Here is a 22,152-nt window from a genome sequence, read left to right on the forward strand (position 1 = left end):
CTCGGCGTCGAGCGCCCTGGCGAAGCGCGAGAGCGCATCGGCAGGCGGCCGGATCGCCTCGTTGGCAGCGGCGGTGCCGGAGAATTCGGCCTCCGCCTCGCCAAGGGCCGCCATCGCCGCCGGATCGGAGGCCAGCCATTCCTCGACGGCTTCCAGCTCGGCGCCTTCAAGCGAGCCGTTCAGGTAGAACGGCAGCAGCGTCTCCATCTCGTCGCGGCGCGACATCTTTTCAGCGGCGCTCATGGCCACCCCCTGTCGTAACCGGCGGCCTTCAAGGCCTCGCCGAGTTTCTTGCGGGCGTAGAACATCCTCGTCTTGACGGTCGCGACCGGGATATTGAGCACCTCGCCGATCTCGGTCACCGACTGGCCATGGTAATAGGCAAGGTCGATCACCGTGCGGTGTTCTTCCGGCAAGGCATCGACGAAGCGGCGCAAGGCGGCGGCCTTGTCCTCCTTCATGGTGACGACTTCCGGCGTGTCGGCGCTGTCGGGAACCTGCGCCGCGTCATCGTCGTCGATCCAGTCTTCCTTCTTCTTGCGCAGCAAGGACAGCGCCTTGAAGCGCGCGATGCCGAGCAGCCAGGTCGAGACTTCGGAGCGGCCTTCGAAGCCCGGCGCCTGCCGCCACAGCTCGAGAAAGACCTCATTGGTGATATCGTCGGCCATCATTTCCGATCCCGTCTGGCGCGCCACGAAACGGTAGATCCGCGCGTGGTGACGCATGAACAGGAGCCGCACGGCGGCCCGGTCGCCCTTCGCGACCCGGTCTACAAGCGCGCGATCGGTTTCCGTCGCAGCATTCATGGCCGGTCGAGCCGCCTGGCTCCTCGTGGCTCTGTCGCTTGTCGGTCCAAAAAGGTTCATCCTCCGCCAAGGAATTTTCGGAAGCTAACCGAAGAAAGGGAGCGTTGCCAGAGGCGCGCTTTTCCTTCTCCCCTTGTGGGAGAAGGGGGCCGAGCGAAGCTCGGTCGGATGAGGGGTGCTGGACGGAGCACGGCATTGAAAGATTAGGCGTTTCAAATCCTTCAGTTTTTTGCGCCCCGCTCCGTCGTGCACCCCTCATCCGTCTCGGCGCTACGCGCCGATCCACCTTCTCCCACAAGGGGAGAAGGGAGGAGCTAGCTCAAAAACGGCTTCGCCTTCATCGTCGCCGGTATTTCCACGCCGAGCCGGCTCAGCACCGTCGGCGCGAGCTGCAATTGGTCAAGCAGCGCATCGGTCTCGGGGCCCTTGCCCGAACCGAAATAATAGAGCGCGAAATGCTGCATCTCGTCATCGTGTCCGCCGTGATGGCCGCGGTCGGTCTGGCCGTGATCGGCGGTGACGATGACTTCATAGCCGGCTTGGCGCCATTGGGGCAGGAAGGCGGCGAGCATGCCGTCCATCGCGTAGCAGGCATGGTCCATCTCGTGGCAGTCGTGGCCGAAGCGATGGCCCATCGAGTCGAGCGTGCAGGTGTGGAGGATGCCGTAGTCGATGGCATGGCGCCTGGCGAGCATCGTCAGCGTCGCGAACAGGTCGACGTCGCTCGGCGTCATCTGGTTCTTGAGATTGTAGCCGGTCATGGTGTGGAAGCGGCCATGCGTGATCGGTCCGCCGGGCTCGTCGAATTCCATGTCCTCGACCAGGTCGAACGGGTAGGAGCGGAAGAACTCCGACCAGTAGGAGTGTGTCACCGCGCCGGTCTTGCCGCCGGCCTTGCTGACCTCCGAGAAGATATCGGGCTGCTTGACCCGGAACCGGTTCTCGTTGGACAGGATGCCGTGAACCTGCGGCGTGACCCCGGTGTGGATCGAGGCGTAGCAGCAGGCGGAGGTCGACGGCAGCACGGAGCGCATCTTCCATACTTGCGCTTCTCCGGACTGCGCCCAGCCTTCGAGATTGCCCATCAGCCGGCGCCAGTTCCGGTAAGGCACGCCGTCGAGGATGATGAGCAGCAGTTTGGATTTGAGCGGCACGGGCAATTCCATGCGATCTTGCGGGAGAGATCAGCATCGAGGGCCTGGCCGATCCGGCCAAGGCCCAGGAGCGCAGAGAAGAGGAAGCCAGCTTAGTTGCCGGCGCTCTCCATGCGCCGGCCCGCGATGGCCTTCTCCAGCCAACCGATCTCCATTTCGGGAACGGAGGACAACAGAAGATCGGTGTAGGCGTCGAAGGGCGGCGTCAGCACCTTGCTCTTGGAGCCGTAACGTACCACCTCGCCGCGATACATGACCGCGATCGAGTCGGCGATCGACTTCACTGTCGCGAGGTCGTGGGTGATGAAGAGATAAGCCACCTTCTCAACCTGCTGCAGATTGAGCAGCAGCTTGAGGATGCCGTGGGCTACCAGCGGATCGAGAGCCGAGGTCACCTCGTCGCAGATGATCAGCTTGGGCTTGGCGGCGAGCGAGCGGGCGATGCAAACGCGCTGCTTCTGGCCGCCGGAAAGCTCGGCCGGATAGCGGTCGATGAAGCCTTTGCCCATTTCGATCTCGTCGAGCAGCTCGGCGACGCGCTTGTCGCGCTCGCGGCCCCTCATGCCGAAGTAGAACTCCAGCGGCCGTCCGATGATCGTGCCCACCGTCTGGCGTGGGTTCATCGCCACGTCCGCCATCTGGTAGATCATCTGCAGCTGGCGCAGATCCTCCTTCGGCCGGTCGGCAAGCCTGTTGCCGAGCGTGCGGCCATCAAAGACGACACTGCCTTGTTCCGGCGGCAGCAGCCCGGTGATGGCGCGCGCAAGCGTCGACTTGCCGGAACCGGATTCGCCGACCACCGCCAGCGTCTGGCCCGGAAAGATGTCGACCGAGACGTTCTTCAGCACCTTGACGTGGCCGCCGCCATAAGCGGCCGTGACGTTCTTCACCGACAGCATCGGCGCCGTGCCCGGCTGCTGTTCCTGATGCTCGATCTCATGCACCGACACTAGCGCGTTGGTATATTCCTGGCGCGGCTCCTTGATGATCTGGCGGGTGCCGCCCCATTCGACCAGCCGGCCGTGGCGCAGCACCACGATCTCGTCCGAGACCTGCGCGACGACGGCAAGGTCGTGGGTGATGTATAAAGCCGCCACATGCGTGTCGCGGATGGCGTCCTTGATCGCCGCCAGCACGTCGATCTGCGTCGTCACGTCGAGCGCCGTCGTCGGCTCGTCGAACACGATGAGGTCCGGCTCCGAGCAGAGCGCCATCGCCGTCATCACGCGCTGCAGCTGACCGCCGGAGACCTGATGCGGGAAACGTTCGCCGATGGTTTCGGGGTTGGGCAGGCTGAGCTTCTTGAACAGCGCGACGGCGCGTTTCTCGGCTTCGGCCCGCGTCGCCGTGCCATGCAGCAATGTGGCTTCCACCACCTGGTCCATAAGACGGTGCGCCGGATTGAAGGCCGCCGCCGCCGACTGCGCGACATAGCACACTTCGCGGCCGCGCAGCTTGCGCAAGCCCTCCTTGCCGCCCTTCAGGATGTCGCGGCCGTTGAGGATGACCTCGCCGCCGGTGATGCGTACGCCGCCACGGCCATAGCCCATGGAGGACAGGCCGATGGTCGATTTGCCGGCGCCGGATTCGCCGATCAGGCCGAGCACCTTGCCCTTCTCCAGCGTCAGCGACACATCGTGGACAAGGGTGATGGTCCTCGGCGGCTCGCCAGGCGGGTAGACCGTGGCTTCGATACGAAGGTTGCGGATGTCGAGGAGCCGGCCCGATTTTGCCTGCCCGGACTTTGCCTTATTGTCAGCCATCACCCGCGCCCTCCCTTGAGGCTGGTCGTGCGGTTGAGCACCCAGTCGGCGACGAGGTTGACCGAGATCGCCAGTGCCGCGATCGCCGCGGCGGGGATGAGCGCCGCCGGGATGCCGAAGACGATGCCGTCCTTGTTTTCCTTCACCATGCCGCCCCAGTCGGCGTCCGGCGGCTGCACGCCGAGGCCGAGGAAGGAGAGCGTCGACAGGAAAAGCACGGCATAGATGAAGCGCAGGCCGAGTTCCGAGACCAGCGGCGACAGCGCATTGGGCAGGATCTCGCGGAAGATGATCCAGCCGCTCCCTTCGCCGCGCAGCTTCGCGGCCTCGACATAGTCCATGACGTTGATGTCGACCGCCACCGCGCGCGATAGGCGGTAGACGCGGGTCGAATCGAGAATGCCCATCACCAGGATCAGCGTCACCAGATTCGACGGCAGCACCGACAGCACGACGAGGCCCATGATCAGCGTCGGGATCGACATCAGCAGGTCGACGAGCCGTGAGAGGATCGTGTCGAACCAGCCGCCGAACACCGCCGCGGAGAAGCCCAGAATGGCGCCGAGCGAAAAGGACAGCGCGGTGGCGAGCACGGCGATGAACAGCGTGATGCGGGCGCCATAGATCATGCGGGACAAGAGATCGCGGCCGAGATTGTCGGTGCCCAGCCAGTGCACGGATGACATCGGCTCCCAGGGGACGTCGCTGACGATCTCGGCATTGCCGTGCGGGGCGATCCATGGCGCGAAGACCGCCGCCAGCACGAAGAGCGTCGTCAGCACAATGCCGATCAGCGCCGCGATAGGAATGCGTCTGATATCGAGCATATCGGCCGCCCCCTACTTCGGATGCCTGAGCCGCGGATTGGCGACGATCGCCGCGATGTCCGCGATGATGTTGAGGCTGATATAGACGGCCGCGAAGATCAGGCCGACCGCCTGGACGACGGGAACGTCGCGCTTGGTGACATGGTCGACGAGATATTGCCCCATGCCCGGATAGACGAAGATCACCTCGACGACGACGACGCCGACCACGAGATAGGCAAGGTTCAGCATGACGACGTTGATGATCGGCGCGATCGCATTCGGGAAAGCATGCTTGCGGATGACCGCGAAAGCCGACAGGCCCTTGAGCTCCGCCGTCTCGACATAGGCCGACTGCATGACGTTGAGGATCGCCGCGCGCGTCATGCGCATCATGTGGGCGAGCACCACCAGCGTCAGCGCCGCCGCCGGCAGCGCGATCGCCTGCAAGCGCTCGCCGAAAGACATTCCCTCATAGACGGTCGAGATCGCGGGGAACCATTGATGCTGGACCGCGAAGTAGAAGACCAGCAGATAGCCGATGAAGAATTCCGGGAACGAGGTCGAGGCGAGCGCCACCCCGGAGATCAGCTTGTCGACCCAGCCATTGCGGTAGCGCACCGCGATCAGGCCGAGCGTGACCGCCAGCGGGATGGCAACGATCGCCGCCCAGAAGGCCAGGAACAGCGTGTTCCACAGCCGTTCCTTGATAGATGTCGCTATGTCCTGCCCACTCGACATGGCGGTGCCGAGGTCGCCGGTGAGCACGCCGCCCAGCCAATGGAAGTAGCGGATATAGGCAGGCTGGTTGAGCCCGAGCTGCTCGCGCAGATTGGCGAGCGACTCCGGCGTCGCCGATTGTCCAAGGATGGCTTGCGCGACGTCGCCGGGCAGGATCTGGGTGCCGGCGAAGATCAGGACCGAAACGGCCAGCAAAAGGAGGATGCCCAGCGCAATGCGCTGGGCCACCAGTTTCACGATGGGTGCGGACATGAGCGCAAGGCCGGGCTCAGGCTTCGAGCCAGCACTTCGCCAAAGCGTAGCCGTTGCACAGCTCCTGGTGCGGATCCTCCACCCAGCCGGCGACTTTGGGACCCGTCGCGTCGATGAACTGGTTGAACATTGGCAGGATCAGGCCGCCCTCGTCGCGCACCATGACCGCCATGTCGTGGTACATCTGCTTGCGCTTGGCCTCGTCGAGCTCGGCGCGCGCCGCCAGCACCATCTTGTCGAAATCCGGGCGCTTGAAACGCGTGTCGTTCCAGTCGGCGCTCGACAGATAGGCAGTCGAATACATCTGGTCCTGCGTCGAGCGGCCGCCCCAATAGGAGGCGCAGAAGGGCTGCTTGTTCCAGACCTCGTTCCAGTAGCCGTCGCCCGGTTCGCGCTTGATTTCCAGCTTGATGCCGGCCTTGGCCGCACTCTGTTGATAGAGCTGCGCGGCATCGACGGCGCCGGGGAAGGCGACATCCGAGGTCCTGAGCAGGATGGAACCGTCATGGCCCGACTTCTTGTAATGGAACTTGGCCTTGTCCGGATCGTACTTGCGCTGCTCGATCTCGGTGAACAGCGGGTAGGAAGCGTTGATCGGGAAGTCGTTGCCGAGCGAGCCGTAGCCGCGCAGCACCTTGTTCAGCATCTCCTCGCGGTTGATCGCCAGCTTCAGCGCCATCCTGAGGTCGTTATTGTCGAACGGCGCCGTGTTGCAATGCATGATGAACACGTAATGGCCGGGACCGGAGTGGTTGCGGATGGTGACGCCCGGCACGCGCTTGATCAGGTCGACGATCTTCGGCTCGACGCGGTTGATCATGTTGACCTGGCCGCCCTGCAGGGCCGCCGTGCGCGCCGTCGCGTCGTTGATGACGACGACTTCGATCTGGTCGGCATGGCCCATCTTGTCGCCCTGCCAGTAGTTGGCGAAGCGCTCGCCGACATGGCGCACGCCCGGCTCGTTGACCTTGACCTTGTAGGGGCCGGCACCGATGCCGGCATCGGGCTTGTCCTTGCCGCCATTCGGCTGGACGATCAGGTGATAGTCGCTGAGCAGATAGGGCAGGTCGGCGTTCGGCTCCTTCAGCGTCAGCACCACTTCCTTGCCGCTGGCCTTGATGGTCTCGATGCCCTTCATGTAGCCCAGCGCGCCGGATTTCGACTTCTCGTCGGAATGGCGCTCGAGCGTGGCGGCGACGTCCTCGGCGGTCACGGTCTTGCCGTTGTGGAATTCGACGCCGTCGCGGATTTTCAGTGTCCAGGTCTTCGCATCATCCGAAGCGCCGATCTCCTCGGCGATGCGGTTCTCGAGCTTGCCGTCGGGAGAGAGCTCGACGATCATTTCGCCCCAGCACTTGCCGAAGGCGAACGGCACCTGGGTCATCATCAGTGCCGGGTCGAGGCTGTTGGTGGATTCACCGCCAACCAGGCCGGCCTTCAGCGTGCCGCCCTTGACTGGGCCGGCGGCGCGCGCTGCGCTCGACAGCAGCGAATTGGCAAAGGTAGCCGAGACGCCGAGCGCGGCGGCGCGGCCGAGAAAATCACGACGGCTGAGCTTGCCGGAAGCGACGCGACGGCTGAGATAGTCCAGTTCGTTTGACATTGTAGGTTCCTCACTCTGATGGTTCGGCCTAGCGGCCGTTTCTTGTTTTCTTGTGAGGGATAATGACCGTAAGGGAAAGCGGTAAGCAAGACCGAATGCGACATGCCGTGGCGTAAATGGCGCGTCGCGTTTGGACCAATCTGTCAGCACTCAGACGAGGGCGCGGGGAATCGTCTGCTCGAAATCGCGCTCGAACACCAGATTCTCACCCTCATAGGCCTCGATTCTGGCGCTGAGGATGAAGTTCTGATCGTCTGCGCGCATGTTGGCGAAGGTTTCGGTGCGCACCGACCATCCATCCCGCGACAAGGTTTGCGTCCAATGGGTGCTGCCCGTGGCCGACAGCGGATCGTCGGGATGGATCGCCCAGGTCTCGCGCACGATGCTGTCGTTGACCAATCCGTGCTCCAGGTCGCGCACCTCGCCGAAATCGTCCGTTATGGAAAGCGTGACGATGCCGGTCTTCTCGTTGCGGTCGACATGCCGCTCGGAGTTGGCGGGCCTGATCGTCTCGGTCGCCCAGGGCGTGGCCCCCTCCGGTTCTGCGAACGAGACCTCGTCGCCTTTCGCCAGCGGGCGCAGCGGCAGCTTGAGCGTCGCCGCCGACAGCTTGAGCGTCACCGGCTCCGGCGAAGGCCAGATCATCGGCCAATAGGCATTTGAGACGGCAATGCGCAGTTTGTGGCCCGCCGGCACCCGATAGGCGCACTGGTCGAGCACGACGCGCGCCGAAACCATCTCGCCCGGCACCAGGGCTTCCGGGAATTCGTGCGAGTTGCGATGGCTGAGGTTGAGCACGCCGTAGGAGATCAGTTCCGAGGCGCCATCGGGATGCACGTCGCAGAGACGTACCGCGATGTTGGCCTGGCGACGGTCCGAGGCCACCCGAACCCCCAACTCCGGCGCGCCGACGATATCGATTGCCTCCTCGAGCTCGGCCTGGTCGAAGCACACCGAAAGCGCATCGTCAGGACGCTGGTCGCCCGGCAACTCGGGACCGAAGGTGAAAGGAAAATACTCGCCGCCGGCAAGCCCGCAGCTTTGCGGGGAAGCGACGATCGCCGGCTTGGAACCTCCCGGAATGAGCTCGACCGTCTCAAGCTTGATATTGGAGGACGGCCATTCCTGTTCCGCAATCCAGCGGCCGGGCCGCTCCGGGTGCCAACGGGCCGGGCGCACGCTGTCCATGACATAGGCGCGATAATCCGGGTCGGCCTCGACGCCGGTCTCGACACCTTTCAGCCAGCGATCCCACCAGCGCAGCGCCTCCTGCAGGAAGCCGATGGCTGGATTGGGCCCCGCGTAATGCGGGTATTTGTGGATCCACGGGCCGACAATGCCCTTCACCGGCGACTGGATATTGGCGACGAGATTGGAAATCGTGTTGCGGTAGCCGTCATGCCAGCCGCCGATGGACAGCACCGACGCCTTGACCGCGGAAAAGTCCTCGCAGATCGAGCCGCGCTTCCAGTAGGCATCGCGATGCTGGTGGCTGAGCCAGAGCGGCAGAAGGAATGGCTGGTTCTCCAGCCGGCTGAGCCACAGGTCGCGCCAGCCGTTGCCGCCGGCGATTTCCGGATCCGGTGGCCGCGACGAATAGGAGAGCATCGTCGAGGCCCAGCCGAAATTTTCCAGCAGAAGGCAGCCGCCCTTGTAGTGGATATCGTCGGCATAGCGGTCGACGGTCGAGCACAGGCTGATCACCGCCTTCAGCGCCGGCGGCTGCTTTGCGGCCACCTGCAGGCAGTTGAAGCCGCCCCAGGAAATACCCATCATGCCGACATTGCCGTTGCACCAGGGCTGCGCGGCCGCCCAGGCGATGACGTCGCAGGCGTCCTGCAATTCCTGCTCGGAATATTCGTCGTCCATCAGCCCTTCGGAATCGCCATTGCCGCGCATGTCGACGCGGATCGAGGCGTAGCCGTGGCCGGCGAAGTAGGGGTGGGTCAACTGATCGCGGAAGATGGTGCCGTCACGCTTGCGGTAGGGCAGATGCTCGAGGATCGCCGGCACCGGATTGTCCACGGCATCCTCAGGCATCCATATGCGCGCCGACAGCCGGCAGCCATCCGGCATGACGATGCCCATATCGGGAAATTCGACGATCTTGCGGGGAAATTCGGTGACGGTTTTCATGACGGAGCAAATGATGGAGCCGCCAGGGATACGTCGTGGGCCAGCCGGCGAAATCGGATGGTCAATCCGCGTCAATTCAGCGGAATGTCGTTCTCGGCCTTGCTCGCCTGATAGGCGCCGGAGAGTTCATCATAGTGCGCGGAGATCTTCCCTATGCGCGCCTCCAGCCGCTTGCGCTCCGCCTCCTGCAAGGCGCGGACCAGCCGGCGGATGGAAAAACTCTTCCAATAGGCGTTCTCGGCGTTGTAGCCGCCAGGGTCGAGGGTGAAGACCTCCTTCAGGATCTTGAGATCGTGCGGGATGGCGAAGCTGTCGCGCGAATCCTCATGGCTGAACAGGTAGTAGAAATTGTCGAAGCCGGTCCAGGTGATGGCCGACAGGCAAAGCGAGCAGGGCTCGTGGGTGGCGAGGAAGATAGCGTCGCTGGTGTCGACGCGCTTGGCCTTCGGCATCTCGTAGAAGCGCTTCAGGCAATGCACCTCGCCATGCCAGAGCGGATTTTCCATCTCGTTGTTGGTCTCGGCGAGCACCAGCGAGCGGTCGTCTTTCCTCAGGATCGCGGCGCCGAACAGTTTGTTGCCGTGGGCCACGCCTTCGGCGGTCTTCGGCGCGATATCGTGCTCGATCACGTCGAGCAGGCGGTCGATCAGCGAAATGTCAGTCATGAGAGGAATGTCACCGTTCAGGGAAGGTGGATCTCGTAAGGGTGCGAGAAATGGCACTCTTCGAGGTTGGAGCCGTCGCCGCCGCGGTCGACGATGAGAAAATCCTGTTCTTCGCCGATCGGCGTCAGCACGCCGTGCCAGAGGTTGCGGCGGTAGTTGATGCCCTGCCCAGGCGCGGTGATGAAGGCGTGCGGCTCGCCGGGCCCGTCCTTGGTATCATTGCAGACGACGACCAGGAACGGGCGCGGCGACAATGGAATGAAGGCCTGGCTGCCGAGCGGATGGCGTTCCACCATGGCGAGCTTCAGCGGCATCTCGTAGGGCGTGCCGTGCACCATCGAGATCAGCACGCGAGCATTCGGCCCTGCGGCTTCCGCCGTGGCGAGGTCATGATAGCGCATCGCCTTGCCGCCGTTGATCGGGTAGCGGTTGTCGCCGCCCATGTCGATGACGTCGCCGAAGGGCGCGAAGTTATCGCGCGTCAGCGGCTGGGCGACGATGCGGGTCACCGCGCGCGACCCCCGAGGGCGCCGCCAAGCTTGGCGTGGCGGTTGACGTCCTTGTAGAGCAGGTAGCGGAAGTTCCCCGGACCGCCGGCATAGCAGGCCTGCGGGCAAAAGGCGCGCAGCCACATGAAGTCGCCGGCCTCGACCTCGACCCAATCCTGGTTGAGGCGGTAGACGGCCTTGCCTTCGAGCACGTAGAGCCCATGCTCCATGACATGCGTCTCGGCAAAGGGAATGACCGCGCCGGGCTTGAGCGTAACGATCGTGACATGCATGTCGTGGCGCATGTCGGCCGGGTCGACGAAGCGCGTCGTTGCCCAGCGGCCTTCCGTGCCGGGCATCGCGCTCGGCTCGATCTGCTGCTCATTGGTGAAGAAGGCTTCCGGTACATCGAGACCGTCCACCGCTTCGTAGGCCTTGCGGACCCAGTGGAAGCGGACGGCATCGCCGCTCTCGTTGCGCACCGTCCAGCCGCTGGACGGCGGCAGGAAGGCAAAGCCGCCCGGGCGAAGCACATGCTTGTTGCCGGCAAGCGAGACGGTGAGTTCGCCCTCGACCACGAACAGAACGCCCTCGGCTTCGGCGTCAAGTTCCGGTCGGTCGCTGCCGCCGCCCGGCAGGACCTCGACGATGTATTGCGAAAACGTCTCGGCGAAGCCGGAGAGCGGCCTTGCGATGATCCATGCCCTGGTCTTGTCCCAGAACGGCAGCGGGCTGGTCACGATGTCCTGCATCACGCCCTTGGGAATGACGGCATAGGCTTCGGTGAAGACGGCGCGGCCGGTCAGCAACTCGGTCTGGCCGGGATGGCCGCCATGCGGTGCGTAGTAGGTTCGCTCGGACGTCTTGATCATTTCCATGGGGTCCTGACCCTTAGAGCAATTCCAGAAAAACTGTGTAGTCAGCGCGGCAGCATGTCTTTCAGCCGAAGCAAGGCGATGCGCTCGACCTGTCTGCAGGCGGTTTCGAACTCGACGCCGCGGCCGTTGCCGATGCGCGCCTCGAACTCCGCCAGAATCTGATCCTTCGTCTTGCCCTTGACCGCGATGATGAAGGGGAAGCCGAAAGTGGTGACGTAGGCGGCGTTGAGTTTCGAGAACAGCTCGCGCTCCTTGTCGGTCAGCGCGTCGAGCCCGGCGGAAGCCTGTTCCTTGGCCGATTCCGGCGTCAGCCGCTTCGCCGCCGCCAGCTTTCCGGCGAGGTCGGGATGGGCGTTGAGCGCGGAAAGCCGCTCAGCTTCCGTCGCCGCGCGGAAGACGCGGCAGAGCGCGTTGTGCAGGCCGCCGGCGCTGTCATGCGCGGGGCCGAGCTCCAGCTCGTAGGTGCGCTCGGCGATCCAAGGCGAATGCTCGAACACGCCGCCGAAGGCATGCACGAAGGCCTCGAACTCCATCCGCGAAGGGCGCAGCGTCGGCACCTGGTAAGGATGCGTCTCCCGCCAATGCTTGGCGATGTCGATGCGCCGCGTCAGCCAGACCTTGTCATGTGATTTCACATAGTCGACGAAGCGCTTCAGCGCCGCCACGCGGCCCGGACGGCCGACCAGCCGGCAATGCAGGCCGATATTCATCATGCGCGGCCGCCCTGCCTTGCCCTCGGCATAGAGCGTGTCGAAACTGTCCTTCAGATAGGCGAAGAACTGGTCGCCCGAGTTGAAGCCCTGCGGGGTGGCGAAGCGCATGTCGTTGGCGTCGAGCGTGTAAGGGATGATGAGCTGCGGCTTCTCCAACCCATCCCGGTCGAACCAGTAGGGCAGCTCGTCGTCATAGGTGTCGGAGACGTAGTCGAAGCCGCCTTCCTCCGCGACGAGCCGCACCGTGTTGACCGAGGTGCGGCCGGTATACCAGCCGGTGGGCCGCGCGCCGGTGACTTCGTAGTGCAGCTTGATCGTCTCTTCGAGGTCGCGCCGCTCGTCCTCCGCGCTGTGTTCGCGATAGTCGATCCATTTCAGGCCGTGCGAGGCGATCTCCCAGCCTGCCTCCTGCATCGCCACGACCTGGTCAGGCGAACGCGCCAGCGCGGTCGCGACGCCGTAGCAGGTCACCGGCACTTGGGCTTCGGTGAACAGCCGGTAGAGCCGCCAGAAACCGGCGCGAGCGCCATATTCGTAGATCGATTCCATGTTCCAGTGGCGTTGGCCGACCCAAGGGGCGGCGCCCACGATCTCCGACAGGAAGGCTTCGGAAGCCTTGTCGCCGTGCAGCACGCAATTCTCGCCGCCTTCCTCGTAGTTGACGACGAACTGCACCGCGACATGTGCGCCGCCGGGCCATTTCGGATCCGGTGGATTGGCCCCGTAACCGCGCATGTCCCGTTCGTAACGCATTGGGTCGCTCCTGCCCGATTGTTGGAGTTAAGATATCGAAAGGAGTGCCTGTGCATTCCCCCGAAAATTTTTGAAAGTGCTTTTTGCCGCACTCCGCTCGACCGGGACTTATGCATCGCCTTTAATTGGCGCACAATTGACCTGAAAACGTTGGACTGTACCGGCCAATCGGTTTGTACAGGAAATGGGAGGCGGCCAGTGGCAGAAACGTCGAAAGCCGATGGCGGGCGTCTGACGACCCATGTGCTCGACACCGCGACCGGCAGGCCGGCAAAAGGCCTCTCGATTGGACTTTTCCGCATCGAGCGCCAGGCCCGCACGCTTCTCAAGACCGTCATCACCAACGATGACGGGCGCTGCGATGCGCCGCTGCTTGCCGGCGCCGATTTCCGCACCGGCGAATATGAGCTGGTCTTTGCTGCCGGCGACTATCTGCGCGGGCAAGGCATCAGCCTGCCGCAGCCGGCTTTCCTCGACACTGTGCCGATCCGTTTCGGCATGGCCGAAGAGCGCCATTATCACGTGCCGCTCTTGATTTCGCCCTACGGCTACTCGACCTATCGCGGGAGCTGAGACATGGCCGACAAGACCCGTAACAAGATACGCTTCATCCTGAACGGCGCCGACATTGCGCTCGCCGACGTCGAGCCCGATGCGACCTTGCTCGACTGGCTGCGGCTCAACCGGTCGCTGCGCGGCACCAAGGAAGGCTGCGCCGAAGGCGACTGCGGTGCCTGCACGGTGCTGGTTGGCAAGCTTTCCGCAGAAGGCCTCGTCTATGAAAGCGTCAACGCCTGCATCCGCTTCATGGGCTCGCTCGACGGCACCCATGTCGTCACAATCGAACATCTGCGCGGCGACGGAGAGAAGCTGCACCCGGTGCAGCAGGCGATGGTCGATTTCCATGGTTCGCAATGCGGCTTCTGCACGCCGGGCTTCATCATGTCGCTCTATGCGCTCTGGATGAAGACGCCCAACCCTTCTGATGCGGCGATCGAAAAGGCGCTGCAGGGCAATCTCTGCCGCTGCACCGGCTATGAGGCGATCATGCGCGCCGCGCGTGCCATTTCGAGCTACGGCAAGGCGGCGAAGGACCCGCTGGCGGTGGAACGCAAGGACATTACCGCGCGCCTGGAAGCGCTGCGCGACGGCGCCAGGGTCGAGGTCGGGTCGGGCAAGCGGCGGCTGATCGTGCCGGCCAACGTCGACGATTTCGCAGCGGTTCTCGAGAAGGAGCCCGGCGCCACCATCGTTGCCGGCTCGACCGATGTCGGCCTGTGGGTCACCAAGCATATGCGCGATATTTCGCCGGCGATCTTCATCGGCGGTCTCGACGGCTTGCGCAACATCTCGGAGGCCGACGGAGTTATCACCATCGGCGCCAGCGTGACCTACACCGAGGCCTTCGAGACGCTATCCAAGCGCATCCCCGCGCTGGGACCGCTGGTCGACCGCATTGGCGGCGAGCAGGTGCGCAACATGGGCACCATCGGCGGCAACGTCGCCAACGGCTCGCCGATCGGCGACATGCCGCCGCCGCTGATCGCGCTCGGCGCGCAACTGACACTCCGCAAGGGCGAGGCGCGCCGCACGATCCCGCTCGAAACTTTCTTCATCGCCTATGGCAAGCAGGACCGCCAAACCGGCGAATTCGTCGAAGCGGTCCATGTGCCCGTGCCGGCAGAGGGCACGAAATTTGCCGTCTACAAGGTCACCAAGCGCCGCGACGAGGACATCACCGCGACCCTCGGCGCCTTCTATCTGACCCTGGCCAAGGATGGCACCGTGGCCGATATCCGCATCGCTTATGGCGGCATGGCGCCGACGCCGAAGCGCGCGGCTGCGGTTGAAAGGGTCCTTATCGGTAAGCCCTGGAGCGAAGCGGCTGTCGAGGCCGCGATGGCCGAATACGTCAGCGACTTCACGCCGATCACCGACATGCGCGCGACTGCCGAGTACCGGGCGCTGGCGGCAAAGAACCTTTTGCTGCGCTTCTATGTGGAAACCACAGGCACCAGGGCGCCGTTCCAGGTGTCACGCAACGAGGCGGCCTGATGAACAAGCACGCCACCCCCAACCTCAAGGCCGAAAAGATCGTCGGCGGCGTCGCCACCGAACAGCGGCATGATTCCGCGCACAAGCATGTCAGCGGCGCCGCCGTCTATATCGACGACATGCCGGAGCCGGCTGGCACGCTGCATGTCGGCCTCGGCCTCGCCAAGGTCGCGCACGGCACCTTGAAGAGCGTCGACCTCTCGGCGGTGCGTTCAGCACCGGGCGTCGTCGATGTTCTGACCCACGCCGACGTACCCGGCGAGAACGATGTTTCGCCGAGCAACATGCATGACGATCCGGTGTTCGTCGAAGGCAAGGTGCAGTTCTACGGCCAGCCGATCTTCGCCGTGGTTGCCAACACCCGCGAGGAGGCGCGCCGTGCGGCGCGCCTGGCCAGGATCGAATATGACGAGCTTCCGGCCGTGATCGACATATGGGACCTCGATCCGGTCAAGGACAAGCAGGTCACGACGCCGCTCATCCTGAAGCGCGGCGACGCGGCCGCGGCGATTGCGGCCGCACCACGCCGCATCAAGAACCGTATGTGGCTCGGCGGTCAGGACCATTTCTATCTCGAGGGCCAGGTCTCGCTGGCGATTCCCGGCGAGGATGACGAGGTGATCGTCTATTGCTCGACGCAGGGCCCGAGCGAGACGCAGCACCTGGTCGCGCACACGCTCGGCGTGCCGAGCCATGCCGTGACGGTGGAAGTACGCCGCATGGGCGGCGGCTTCGGCGGCAAGGAAACACAGGCCAACCAGTGCGCCGCCATCGCCGCCATCGCCGCCAAGAGGCTCAACCGCGCGGTCAAGATCAGGCTCGACCGCGACGAGGACATGACTGCCACCGGCAAGCGGCACGATTTCGCCATCGACTATGAAGTTGGCTTTGACGACGAGGGCAACATCCTCGGCGTCGACTTCACCTATGCGCTGCGCTGCGGGTTTTCGGCCGACCTGTCGGGTCCGGTCGGCGACCGCGCGCTGTTCCACTGCGACAACGCCTATTTCTATCCGGCGGTGCATGCGAAGTCGGCGCCGCTCTACACCAACACTGTCTCGAACACCGCCTTCCGCGGCTTTGGCGGCCCGCAAGGCATGGTCGGCGCCGAGCGCGTCATCGACGAGGTGGCCTTCGCGGTCGGCAAGGACCCGCTCGAAATCCGCAAGCTCAATTTCTATGACCCGATGGATGCCATCGGCGAGCGCTGCTTCACGCCCTATCATCAGAAGGTCGAGGACAACATCATCCACCGCATCGTCGCGGAGTTGGAAGAGAGCGCCAACTATGCGCGGCGGCGGCGCGAGATCAGCGCCTTCAACAACAACAGCCGCTTCATCAAGCGCGGCCTGGCCATGACGCCGGTCAAGTTCGGCATCTCCTTTACCAAGACCGAGGCCAATCAGGCCGGCGCGCTGGTGCATGTCTATGCCGACGGCTCGGTGCATATGAACCACGGCGGCACCGAGATGGGCCAGGGTCTGCATCTCAAGGTGGCGCAGGTCGTTGCCGAGGAGTTCCAGATCGACCTCGACCGGGTCAAGATCACCGCGACGACCACCGCCAAGGTGCCGAACACCTCGCCGACGGCTGCGTCCTCCGGCGCCGACCTCAACGGCATGGCGGCACAGGACGCCGCCCGTCAGATCCGCAAGCGACTGACCGATTTCGCGGCGGAAAAATACCAGGTGCCGCTCGATCAGGTCGTGTTCCTGCCCAATCGGGTGCGGGTCGGCAATCAGGAAGTCGCCTTCAACGATCTGGTCAAGCAGGCCTATATCAACCGCGTCCAGCTCTCGGCGGCCGGCTTCTACAAGACGCCCAAGATCCACTGGGATCGCAGCAAGGGCCGCGGCCATGCCTTCTATTATTACGCCTATGGCGCGGCCTGCTCGGAAGTCTCGGTCGACACGCTCACCGGCGAATATGTCGTGGAGCGCACCGATATCCTGCATGATGCCGGACGCTCGCTCAACCGGGCGATCGACCTCGGCCAGGTCGAGGGTGGCTTCATCCAGGGCATGGGCTGGCTGACGACGGAAGAGCTGTGGTGGGACGACAGCGGCCGGCTGCGCACGCATGCGCCGTCGACCTACAAGATCCCGCTCGCTTCCGACCGGCCAAAAATCTTCAACGTCAAGCTGACCGACTGGTCATCGGCCTATGAGCCGACTATCCATCGCTCCAAGGCGGTCGGCGAGCCGCCGCTGCCGCACGGCATGTCCGTGCTGCATGCGCTCTCCGACGCGGTTGCGAGTGTTGCGGATCACAAGATCTGCCCGCGCCTCGACGCGCCGGCGACGCCGGAACGGGTGCTGATGGCGATCGAGCGGCTGAAGCGGGAAGCCGCAAAACAGGCCTGAACGGGCCAAGAAACGTGCAATTCGGGCCGAAAAACCCTATATTTCGGTGCTAGGAATGCAGACGATGAACTCGAACGTGCAAAGCCTGAAGGCGTTTCTCGGCCGGGCTGGCCGGGTCGCGCTCGTCGAGGTCGCGGCCACGAAGGGCTCGACCCCGCGCGAGGCCGGCGCCTTCATGCTCGTCTCGGCATCGGCGATTTTGGGCACAATCGGCGGCGGCCAGCTCGAATACATGGCGATCGACAAGGCGCGGCAGCTCCTTTTCTCCCCCCTTGAGGGGGAGATGGCCGCAAAGCGGCCAGAGGGGGTCCTCTCAGAAGGCACCACAAGGGCGCCGGGCACGGCCGCGACGACCCCACCCGGCGGCTTCGCCGCCACCCTCCCCTCAAGGGGGAGGGAGGCCCGCATCGAGGTCGACGAAGTCTGCGCCACGCTCGACGTCCCGCTCGGACCCGAAATCGGCCAATGCTGCGGCGGTCGCGTCGAGGTGCTGATCCGGCCGGTCGATGCAGCGCTCGAACAAGAGCTGATCGCCAGGGCCGAGGCCGAGGAGGCGCACCTCCCCCACGCCTACGTCTTCGGTGGTGGCCATGTCGGCCAGGCGTTGGCCGCGTCGCTGGCGCTGCTGCCCATCCATGCCGTGGTCGTCGAGACGCGCGCCGATGCGCTGGAAGGCATGCCGCAAACGGTCGAGACGAAACTGACGCCGATGCCCGAGGCCGTGGTGCGCGAGGCGCCGGCGGGATCGGCCTTCGCCATCCTCACCCACGACCATGCGCTCGATTTCCTGATCGTCGCCGAGGCGCTGAAACGCGACGACGCCGCCTATGTCGGCATGATCGGCTCGAAGACCAAGAAGGCGACCTTCAAGAACTGGTTTCTGAAGTCCGCCGAGGGCAGCGAGGCCGAGTTCAGCCGCCTCGTCTCGCCGATCGGCGGCAATGCCGTAAAGGACAAGCGCCCGCCGGTGATTGCCGCGCTTGCCGCCGCCGAGATCATGACGGCGCTGGTGTCGCACTCCGCCCAGGCATCGGCTTCGAGCACGCCTGAAAAGGCGATGGCCGGCTGATCCAGCCGGCCATGCGGGAAACGGGAAGCCGCTTGGCTATTCCTTTTCCTGCGTGTGCGCTTCCAGGAACCACAGCAATTTGTCGAGCGAGCGTGAATAGGCGGTGAAGATGTCTGCGGTGTCGGCATCGCCGGCGTCGGCCGCGTCGTCGATCGCTTCACGCGTCAGCTTGGCGGCCGAGGCATAGCGGTCGATCAGTGCCGCCAGATGATCCCTGGTCTTGTGGATGTCGGTCGGATAGGGCTTCAGCTTGGTCGCCTTCGATACTTCCTGCGAGGTGCCATGCGCGGTGCCGCCGAGCTGCACGGCGCGCTCGGCGATGATGTCGACATGGCCGTCGATCTCTTCGCGGAATTCATCCAGCATCTCGTGGATGGCGATGAACTGCGGTCCCTTGACGTTCCAGTGCGCCTGCTTGGTGATCAGCGCCAGGTCGATGGCATCGGCAAGCCTGGCGTTGAGAAGATCGATCGATTCCTTCTTGGCGTCGGATTTGAGGTCGTTCTTGGTGACGATGGCGTCCATGGTCGGCTCCTGTCGCGCTGCGTCGCTGGGCTGAGGATTGAAGGGCGGCCTGCACGGCCACCAGTCGCCAGAACGGCAAAGGGGCGGGTTTCGTTCCGCATTGAATCGAGGAGCGCATGGCCGATGGAGATATGACTGGCGCTCACAGCTGCTCGTCGCTTTCTTCGTTTCCCAAACCGGGTTGAACCGTGTTTTCTGCGCGCCTGACGAATACGAGTGGCGAATACGGGGCGAGCAACATGGACGTTTTGCGGATAGCGGCATTTTCGGATGGGAACACCGGCGGCAACCCCGCAGGCGTGGTGATTGGCGATGTCCTGCCCGACGCGGCCGACATGCAGCGCGTCGCGGCCGAGGTCGGCTTTTCCGAAACCGCCTTCGCCGCGCCCGATGGCGAAGGCTGGCGCGTGCGCTATTTCTCGCCGGAATCGGAAGTACCGTTTTGCGGCCACGCCACCATTGCGCTGGGCGCGGCGCTGGTCAGACAGTTCGGCGACGGCGTTTTCAAGCTGAGCCTCAACCAGGCCGACATCACCGTCGAAGGATTCCGCGACGGCTCCAACATTGTAGGTCAGACAGTTCGGCGACGGCGTTTTCAAGCTGAGCCTCAACCAGGCCGACATCACCGTCGAAGGATTCCGCGACGGCTCCAACATTGTCGCCGCGCTGCAGTCACCACCAACGCGCGGCAAGCCGGCATCGCCAGGACTTGTCGCCGAAATGCTGGCGCTGTTCGGTTACGCGGCCGGTGACATCAATCCCGCCATTCCCCCGGCGCTGATCCATGGCGGCTCCGACCATTTCGTGCTGGCGCTGAATTCACGCGGAGCGCTTGCCGCGATGGCTTATGATTTCAAGGAGGGCCAGGCCTTCATGCGGCGTGAAGGGCTGGTCACGATCCTTCTCGCTTTTGCCGAAACGCCGCGCCTCTTCCACACGCGCAATCCCTTCGCTTCCGGCGGCGTCTATGAGGATCCGGCGACGGGGGCATCGACCGCCGCCTTCGCCGGCTATTTGCGCGACCTCGGCTGGCCGCATGGCGGCTCGATCGACATTGTCCAGGGCGAGGACATGGGCGTGCGCTCGCGCCTCCATGCCGACATTCCGCCGGAGCCCGGCAGCTCGATCAAGGTCTCCGGAAAGGCCCGGCTGATGGAAGCCGGCTGAGGCGCTTCACGCAGGCCGCTTCAGGCCGAGATGGTCGCGCAATGTGCGGCCTTCATAGTTCTTGCGGAACAGGCCGCGCCGCTGCAGTTCCGGCACGACCAGCGCCGCGAAGGCATCCAACTCGCCGGGAAACCATGACGGCATCACATTGAAGCCGTCGGCAGCGCCGCCTTCGAACCGTGCCTGCAATTCGTCGGCGATCTGCTCGGCCGTGCCGACCACCCGCCAGTGGCCGCGCGCGCCGGCAAAATAGCGCGCCAGCTCACGGATCGAGAGACCGTCCCGGCGCGCCTGCTCGATGACCAGCGCCTGCCGGCTTTTCATGCCTTCGCTTTCCGGCAGCTCGGGCAGCGGTCCGTCGATCGGATAACGCCAGAGGTCGGAGATGCTGAGATAGCTGGAGAGCAGCGCCACGCCGACATCGTCGGGGATCAGCTCCTGCAGCGCATCGTATTTGGCCTGGGCCTCAGCCTTTGTAGCGGCCACGATCGGCGCCACGCCGGGCATGATCTTCACGTCGTCCGGCCGGCGGCCATAGGCGGCGAGGCGGCCCTTGAGATCATCATAGAAGGCCTTGGCCTCCTCAAGAGTCTGCGCGGCCGAGAACACGACATCGGCGGTCCGCGCGGCCAGATCCTTGCCGTCGTCCGATGCTCCGGCCTGCACCATCACCGGCGCGCCTTGCGGCGAGGGCGGTATGTCGAGCGGGTCGCGCACCGAAAAGCTCTGGCCGTCATGGCCGCCCCACCTGTGGCGCCATAGACCGGTGATCACGGTCGCGAATTCGCGGGCGCGTTCGTAGCGGTCGGCATGCGGCCTCAGGCCCGTCGAGCCGAAATTCGCCGCCTCGATCGGGCTGGCAGAGGTGACCAGGTTCCACCCGACTCGCCCACCGCTCAGATTGTCGAGCGAGGCAAACATGCGCGCCAGCCCGTAGGGCTCGTTGTAGCTGGTCGATGCCGTCGAAACGAGGCCGATGCGCTCGGTCTGCGCGGCAAGGGCCGAAAGCAGGCTGATCGGCTCGAAGCCGATCGAGCGCGAGGTCTGGCTGGCGATTTGGACATTGGCCTCGCGCAGCCCCGCGGCGTCCTCGCAGAAGACCATGTCGAACTTCGCCGCTTCCGCCGTCCGCGCCAGCTTGATGTAATGGTCGATGTCGATGCCGGCCGTGACATGAGCGTCCGGATGGCGCCAGGCGGCGATGTGGTGGCCGGTGGCCCACAGGAACAGCCCGAGCTTCATCTGGCGCCCGCTCATTTTTCGCCTCCCGCGCCAAGACCGAGACGGTCGCGCAACGTCGCCCCGGCATAAGTGGATCGGGCCAGGCCACGACGGCGAAGTTCCGGCAGGATGCGGTCGGTGAAGTGATCGAGCAGAGAAAGATCAGCCGGCAAAGCCAGGTTGAAACCATCGCAGCTTTTGGTGTCGAACCAGCCCTCCGCCTCGCCGGCCGCAAGGTTGTTCACGCCAACAGGCATCAGCACTTTCATGGTTTCCGGCTCACGTCCGGCGGCAACCGCGCGGCGCTTGAGATCGCCATAGGCGGCTCCGGCGCCATCCGCCTCGATGAGCACGACGTCGGCGACTTTGGCGGCGAAATCGCGATCGGCCTCCGCCAAGCCGGACATCACCAGCACCGGCAGATCCTGCGGCGAGCGGGCGACGTTGAGCGGCCCCCGCACGGAGAAGAACTCACCCTTGTGGTCAAGGAAATGCATCTTTTCCGGATCGTGGAAACGGCCCCCGGCCTTGTCGAACAGCAGGGCGTCCGCGTCCCAGCCTCGCCAAAGGCCTTGCACGATACCGATGAACTCTTCCGCGCGGCGGCGGAAATCTTCGTCGGCAATGCCTTCCGGCCGGCTGAAATTCGCCGCCTCGCGCGGGTTCTGCGCCAAGGTCGCGTTCCAGCCGATGCGCCCGTGGCTGATGATGTCGAGCGAAGCGAAACGGCGTGCCAGATTGTAGGGCTGGTGCGCGAACGTCGAAGCGCTGGCAACAAGGCCGATGCTTTCGGTCACCGTCGCCAGTGCCGCCAGAAGCGTCGTCGCCTCAAACGGACTGCTCGATAGCTGGTCCGTGGAATCCGAAATGACGACCATATCGATCCCGGCCGCTTCGGCACTCTGCACGAACTTCACCAGATGGCCGAAGCCCAGCCCGGTGGATTGTCCGTCGGCGGAAGCGTTGTTGAGCGAGACGGCGAGATGCATGCCAC

At 64.4% G+C, this 22,152-nt stretch carries 18 protein-coding genes and 2 pseudogenes; 5 read left to right on the forward strand and 15 right to left on the reverse strand.

The window, feature by feature from the left end:
• The 12 genes and pseudogenes from DH10_RS06325 to puuE form a co-directional block, all read right to left on the reverse strand.
• A pseudogene (locus tag DH10_RS06325) lies at positions 1 to 243 on the reverse strand (anti-sigma factor); the annotation flags it as partial.
• A complete protein-coding gene (locus DH10_RS06330) occupies positions 240 to 806 on the reverse strand; it encodes a sigma-70 family RNA polymerase sigma factor (RefSeq protein ID WP_040974984.1) in 567 nt (188 codons plus the stop codon). The gene DH10_RS06330 and the pseudogene DH10_RS06325, both read right to left, overlap by 4 nt.
• A 314-nt stretch (positions 807 to 1,120) precedes the next feature.
• Positions 1,121 to 1,960 carry an alkaline phosphatase family protein gene (locus DH10_RS06335; RefSeq protein WP_312891285.1) on the reverse strand — a complete coding sequence of 280 codons (840 nt, stop codon included), beginning with the start codon at positions 1,958 to 1,960 and terminating at the stop codon, positions 1,121 to 1,123.
• Between the two features lie 92 nt (positions 1,961 to 2,052).
• Positions 2,053 to 3,723: an ABC transporter ATP-binding protein gene (locus tag DH10_RS06340; protein ID WP_192250800.1), complete on the reverse strand. Its 1,671-nt coding sequence runs from the start codon at positions 3,721 to 3,723 to the stop codon at positions 2,053 to 2,055.
• The gene (locus tag DH10_RS06345) at positions 3,723 to 4,550 is read right to left on the reverse strand and encodes an ABC transporter permease (RefSeq protein WP_192250803.1); all 828 of its coding nucleotides are present in this window, start codon (positions 4,548 to 4,550) and stop codon (positions 3,723 to 3,725) included. The genes DH10_RS06340 and DH10_RS06345 overlap by 1 nt, the downstream gene beginning before the upstream one ends.
• A gap of 12 nt (positions 4,551 to 4,562) precedes the next feature.
• Positions 4,563 to 5,522, reverse strand: coding sequence for an ABC transporter permease (locus DH10_RS06350; protein ID WP_192384493.1), 960 nt, complete (start codon positions 5,520 to 5,522; stop codon positions 4,563 to 4,565).
• A 16-nt stretch (positions 5,523 to 5,538) separates the two neighbouring features.
• Positions 5,539 to 7,125, reverse strand: a complete 1,587-nt coding sequence (locus DH10_RS06355) for an ABC transporter substrate-binding protein (protein WP_192250810.1) — start codon at positions 7,123 to 7,125, stop codon at positions 5,539 to 5,541.
• 150 nt (positions 7,126 to 7,275) lie between these two features.
• Positions 7,276 to 9,261, reverse strand: a complete 1,986-nt coding sequence (locus DH10_RS06360; RefSeq protein WP_192250813.1) for a CocE/NonD family hydrolase — start codon at positions 9,259 to 9,261, stop codon at positions 7,276 to 7,278.
• Positions 9,262 to 9,332: 71 nt separating this feature from the next.
• Positions 9,333 to 9,926 carry a nucleoside deaminase gene (locus tag DH10_RS06365; protein ID WP_192250816.1) on the reverse strand — a complete coding sequence of 198 codons (594 nt, stop codon included), beginning with the start codon at positions 9,924 to 9,926 and terminating at the stop codon, positions 9,333 to 9,335.
• Positions 9,927 to 9,943: 17 nt separating this feature from the next.
• Positions 9,944 to 10,435 carry an ureidoglycolate lyase gene (locus DH10_RS06370; protein WP_192250820.1) on the reverse strand — a complete coding sequence of 164 codons (492 nt, stop codon included), beginning with the start codon at positions 10,433 to 10,435 and terminating at the stop codon, positions 9,944 to 9,946.
• Positions 10,432 to 11,286, reverse strand: a complete 855-nt coding sequence (locus tag DH10_RS06375) for a bifunctional allantoicase/(S)-ureidoglycine aminohydrolase (protein ID WP_376774868.1) — start codon at positions 11,284 to 11,286, stop codon at positions 10,432 to 10,434. The genes DH10_RS06370 and DH10_RS06375 overlap by 4 nt, the downstream gene beginning before the upstream one ends.
• 47 nt (positions 11,287 to 11,333) lie before the next feature.
• Entirely contained in the window at positions 11,334 to 12,758 is a 1,425-nt protein-coding gene (gene puuE, locus DH10_RS06380) for an allantoinase PuuE (protein WP_192250827.1), read from the reverse strand.
• Positions 12,759 to 12,956: 198 nt separating this feature from the next.
• Here puuE and uraH point away from each other — a divergent pair, with 198 nt between their 5' ends.
• The 4 genes from uraH to xdhC all read left to right on the forward strand — a co-directional run bounded on the left by uraH (position 12,957) and on the right by xdhC (position 18,245).
• Positions 12,957 to 13,331: a hydroxyisourate hydrolase gene (gene uraH, locus DH10_RS06385; protein WP_192250847.1), complete on the forward strand. Its 375-nt coding sequence runs from the start codon at positions 12,957 to 12,959 to the stop codon at positions 13,329 to 13,331.
• Positions 13,332 to 13,334: 3 nt separating this feature from the next.
• Positions 13,335 to 14,813, forward strand: coding sequence for a xanthine dehydrogenase small subunit (gene xdhA, locus DH10_RS06390; protein WP_192250850.1), 1,479 nt, complete (start codon positions 13,335 to 13,337; stop codon positions 14,811 to 14,813).
• Positions 14,813 to 17,176 carry a xanthine dehydrogenase molybdopterin binding subunit gene (xdhB, locus tag DH10_RS06395; protein WP_192250853.1) on the forward strand — a complete coding sequence of 788 codons (2,364 nt, stop codon included), beginning with the start codon at positions 14,813 to 14,815 and terminating at the stop codon, positions 17,174 to 17,176. Before xdhA ends, xdhB begins: the two co-directional genes overlap by 1 nt.
• A 64-nt stretch (positions 17,177 to 17,240) precedes the next feature.
• Entirely contained in the window at positions 17,241 to 18,245 is a 1,005-nt protein-coding gene (xdhC, locus tag DH10_RS06400; protein ID WP_192250856.1) for a xanthine dehydrogenase accessory protein XdhC, read from the forward strand.
• 36 nt (positions 18,246 to 18,281) lie between these two features.
• Here xdhC and dps read toward each other — a convergent pair whose 3' ends face one another.
• Positions 18,282 to 18,770, reverse strand: coding sequence for a DNA starvation/stationary phase protection protein Dps (gene dps, locus DH10_RS06405; protein WP_192250859.1), 489 nt, complete (start codon positions 18,768 to 18,770; stop codon positions 18,282 to 18,284).
• Positions 18,771 to 19,009: 239 nt separating this feature from the next.
• On the opposite strand from dps, the pseudogene DH10_RS06410 reads away from it, so the two are divergent.
• A pseudogene (locus DH10_RS06410) lies at positions 19,010 to 19,937 on the forward strand (PhzF family phenazine biosynthesis protein).
• A gap of 6 nt (positions 19,938 to 19,943) precedes the next feature.
• Here DH10_RS06410 and DH10_RS06415 read toward each other — a convergent pair.
• Together DH10_RS06415 and DH10_RS06420 are read right to left on the reverse strand one after the other, a co-directional pair.
• Positions 19,944 to 21,194 carry an LLM class flavin-dependent oxidoreductase gene (locus DH10_RS06415; RefSeq protein ID WP_192384495.1) on the reverse strand — a complete coding sequence of 417 codons (1,251 nt, stop codon included), beginning with the start codon at positions 21,192 to 21,194 and terminating at the stop codon, positions 19,944 to 19,946.
• Positions 21,191 to 22,147, reverse strand: coding sequence for an LLM class flavin-dependent oxidoreductase (locus DH10_RS06420; protein ID WP_192250870.1), 957 nt, complete (start codon positions 22,145 to 22,147; stop codon positions 21,191 to 21,193). Before DH10_RS06420 ends, DH10_RS06415 begins: the two co-directional genes overlap by 4 nt.
• Positions 22,148 to 22,152: the final 5 nt, after the last annotated feature.

The organism is Mesorhizobium silamurunense, assembly GCF_014843825.1.
Classification (GTDB): Bacteria; Pseudomonadota; Alphaproteobacteria; order Rhizobiales; family Rhizobiaceae; genus Mesorhizobium; species Mesorhizobium silamurunense.